This window comes from Falsiroseomonas oryzae (assembly GCF_027856955.1).
Classification (GTDB): Bacteria; Pseudomonadota; Alphaproteobacteria; order Acetobacterales; family Acetobacteraceae; genus Falsiroseomonas; species Falsiroseomonas oryzae.
Map to the genome: position 1 here is coordinate 1 of NZ_JAPSMD010000483.1, position 3,769 is coordinate 3,769.

2 protein-coding genes are annotated in these 3,769 nt (G+C 73.2%); both read right to left on the bottom strand.

Annotated elements, in window-relative coordinates; translation table 11 throughout:
- Positions 1 to 89 precede the first annotated feature (89 nt).
- Entirely contained in the window at positions 90 to 2,840 is a 2,751-nt protein-coding gene (gene topA, locus OZN99_RS27435) for a type I DNA topoisomerase (RefSeq protein WP_270938403.1), read from the bottom strand.
- 39 nt (positions 2,841 to 2,879) lie between these two features.
- On the bottom strand, positions 2,880 to 3,769 hold an 890-nt coding region (dprA, locus tag OZN99_RS27440), incomplete at its 5' end, for a DNA-processing protein DprA (protein WP_270938404.1).

The window sequence follows — 3,769 nt, forward strand, 5'->3', positions numbered from 1 at the left end:
CGGGGCGGGCGGGCGCGGCTGGTTCCGCCGCCGTCCTGACGCGCTTGCGCGCGGCGTGGCCTTTCTTCGGGGGACCACGCCGCTGCATGTCAGCGCGCCTTGCGAGCCGCGGTGGCCTTCGCCGCGGCCTTGGGCGGCGCCTTCCGGGCTGCCGGCTTCTTCGCGGCCGGCGGCTTGGCGGCGGCCTTCTTTGCCGGCGCAGCCTTCCTTGCGGGCGGTTCGCCGTTCGGCGCCGCGCCCGCGGCCGCCTTGCGCGGCGCCACCTTGGCCTTGCCCTTGGCGCCGCGCGGCGGCAGCTCCTTGCCCTTCTCGGCCAGCAGCTTCACCACCTCCTCAAGGGTGGCGGCCTCCATCTCCATGCCGCGCGGCAGGTTGGCGATGGTCTTGCCGTGCATCGCATAGGGCCCGAAGCGCCCCTTGCGGATCTCCACCGGCACGCCGTCCTTCGGGTGCGTGCCCAGCAGCCGCACCTTGGCCCGCGCCTTGGCCAGCAGCTCCATCGCGCGGTTCATGCCGAGCGCCAGCACCTCGTCGCCCGGCTCCAGCGACTGGTAGGTGTTGCCGAGCCGCACGTAGGGCCCGAAGCGGCCGATGCCGGCGGTGATCTCCTCGCCGGTTTCCGGGTCGCGCCCGACCACGCGCGGCAGCGACAGCAGTGCCAGCGCCGCCTCCAGGTCCAGGGTCTCCGGGTTCATGTCCCGCGTCAGGCTGGCCCGGCGCGGCTTCACCTTCTTGCCCTTGGCGTCCTCGGTCTCCTCGCCGAGCTGGACATAGAGGCCGTAGGGCCCGCGGCGCAGCGTCACCCGCTGGCCGGTCGCCGGGTCCACGCCCAACTCGCGCTGGCCCTCGAAGCTGCCCGAGGCGTTCTCGCCATCCGCCCCCGGCACCGCCAGCGGCCGCGTGTAGCGGCACTCCGGATAGTTCGAGCAGCCGATGAAGGCGCCTGTCCGCCCGAGCCGCAGGCCGAGCCGCCCGTTCGAGCAGGAGGGGCACACGCGGGGGTCGGTGCCGTCGCCGCGCGCCGGGAAGAAATGCGGCCCGAGCTCCTCGTCCAGCGCGTCGATCACATCGCTGATCTTGAGGTCGGCGGTGGCGCCCAGCGCGCGGGAGAAATCCTCCCAGAAGTCGCGCATCACCTGGCGCCAGTCCAGGCGCCCGCCGGAGATGTCGTCCAGCTTCTCCTCGAGGCCGGCGGTGAAGCCGGTGTCCACGTATTTCGTGAAGAAGGCGACGAGGAAGGCGGTGACCAGGCGGCCGCGGTCCTCCGGCACGAAGCGCCGCTTGTCCAGCCGCACATACTCCCGGTCCTGCAGCACCTGCAGGATGGAGGCGTAGGTGGAGGGCCGGCCGATCCCGAGCTCCTCCAGCTTCTTCACCAGCGTCGCCTCGGAATAGCGCGGCGGCGGCTGGGTGAAATGCTGGCTGGCCTGCACGGCGCCGGTCTTCAGCGGGTCCCGGTCGCGCATCGGCGGCAGGGTGCGCTCGTCCTCCTCCTCGGCGGCGCCGGGCGTCGCGATGCCGGCGCGGGCATCGGCGGCGCGGTCGTCCTCGTCCTCCCGATACAGCCGCAGGAAGCCGTCGAAGGCGATGACCGAGCCGGTGGCGCGCAGCCGCGTCCGGCCGCTCTCGTCGGCGATCTCGACGGTGGTCTGGTCCAGCTCGGCCGACTGCATCTGCGACGCAACGGCGCGCTTCCAGACCAGTTCGTACAGCTTGCGCTGCCGGTCATCGAGGAAGCGGGCGACACTCTCCGGCGTGCGGGTCACGTCGGTCGGCCGGATCGCCTCATGCGCCTCCTGCGCGTTCTTCGCCTTGGAGGTGTATTCGCGCGGCACGCCCGGCACGTAGTCCGCCCCGAAGGCGTCCTTGACGTGGTCGCGGATGGCGAAGATCGCTTCCCGCGCCATCTGCACGCCGTCGGTGCGCATGTAGGTGATCAGCCCGACGGTGTCCCCGCCGATATCCACGCCCTCGTACAGCTGCTGCGCGGTGCGCATCGCCTGCTGCGCCCCCATGCCGAGCTTGCGGCTGGCTTCCATCTGCAGGGTGGAGGTGGTGAAGGGCGGCGGCGGGTTGCGCCGGGTCCGCTTCTTCTCGACGCTGACGACCGAGAACCGCCCGGCCTCCACCGCGGCCTTGGCGCGCATGGCGCTGGCCTCGTCCGGCAGGTCGAACTGCTCGAGCTTCTTCCCCTCGTGATGCGTCAGCCGCGCGGTGAAGGGCGCGCCCTGCGGCGTCGCGAAGCGCGCCTCCACCGTCCAGTATTCGCGGGCGCGGAAGGCCTCGATCTCCGCCTCGCGCTCGCAGATCAGGCGCAGCGCGACGGACTGCACGCGGCCGGCCGACTTCGAGCCCGGCAGCTTGCGCCAGAGCACCGGCGAGAGGTTGAAGCCCACCAGGTAGTCCAGCGCGCGGCGCGCCAGGTACGCCTCGATCAGCGGAGTGTCGAGGTCGCGCGGCGCCGCCAACGCGGTCTGGATGGCGCGCTTGGTGATCTCGTTGAAGGTGATGCGGTTGACCTCGACGCCCTTCAGCGCGCCGCGGCGGGCCAGCATGTCCTTCACATGCCAGGAGATCGCCTCGCCCTCGCGGTCCGGGTCGGTGGCCAGGAACAGGCGGCGGGCGCCCTTCAGCGCCTTGGCGATAGCGCCGACCTGGCGCTCGCCGCGCTCGTCGGCTTCCCAGTCCATGGCGAAGTCCTCCGCCGGCCGGACGCTGCCGTCCTTGGGGGGCAGGTCGCGGACGTGGCCGAAGGAGGCAAGCACGGTGAAGTCGCGGCCGAGATACTTGTTGATGGTCTTGGCCTTGGCGGGGCTCTCGACCACGACGACGTCGGTCATTGTCCAGTGTTCGCCTTGGTGTGGGCCTCGGACGGGCGCTCAGCGCGCCGACCGGGCGAACCGGTCGCCGGGCAGGGCCTCCACCAGTCCGGACAGCTCCAGATCCAGCAGCATGGCCCGCACGGCCGGCGCCGAGAGGTGGCAGCGCCGGGCAAGCTCGTCAACGCCCACGGGTGTGGTGCCAAGCATTTCAAGCAGTTGGCCCTGCCCGTCGGCGGGGGGCGGGGTATCCTCCTCGGCCGCTGCAACGGTCTCGGGCACGCTGCGGGGCCGGAACAGGGGCAAGTCGCGCGGCGCCTCCGGCAACTGCGCCAGCACGTCCTCGGCGGTCTCCACCAGGTGGGCGCCCTGGCGGATGAGGTCGTTGGACCCCCGGGCGCGGGGGTCGAGCGGGCTGCCCGGCACGGCGAAGACCTCGCGCCCCGCCTCCAGCGCCAGGCGGGCCGTGATCAGGCTGCCCGAGCGCAGCGCCGCCTCCACAACCACCACGCCCAGCACCAGCCCGGCGACGATGCGGTTGCGGCGCGGGAAGTGTCGGGCGAGGGGGGCGGTGCCGAGCGGCGCCTCCGCCACCACCGCGCCGCCCTCCGCCGCGATGCGCACCTGCAGGGCGGCGTTCTCCGGCGGGTAGGGCTGGTCGAGGCCGCCCGCGACCACCGCCAGGGTGCGGCCATGCGCGTTCAGCGCGCCGAGATGCGCCGCGGCATCGACGCCGCGGGCCAGACCGGAGGTGACCGCGATGCCCGCCATGGTCAGGCCGGCGGCGAGTTCCTCGGCAATGCGCCGCCCGCCGGCCGAGGCCGAGCGTGCCCCGACCACGCCGACCTGCCGGCGGCCGAGCAGGGCGGCGTCGCCCAGCACGGCCAGGACGGGCGGGGCGTCCTCCAGCAGCGCCAGCAGGGGCGGGTAGCCGGGCCCGCCCAGGTGCA

Coding starts and splice junctions, on each gene's coding strand:
- topA (WP_270938403.1), bottom strand. CDS start 2,840: ATGACCGACGTCGTCGTGGTCGAGAGCCCCGCCAAGGCCAAGACCATC.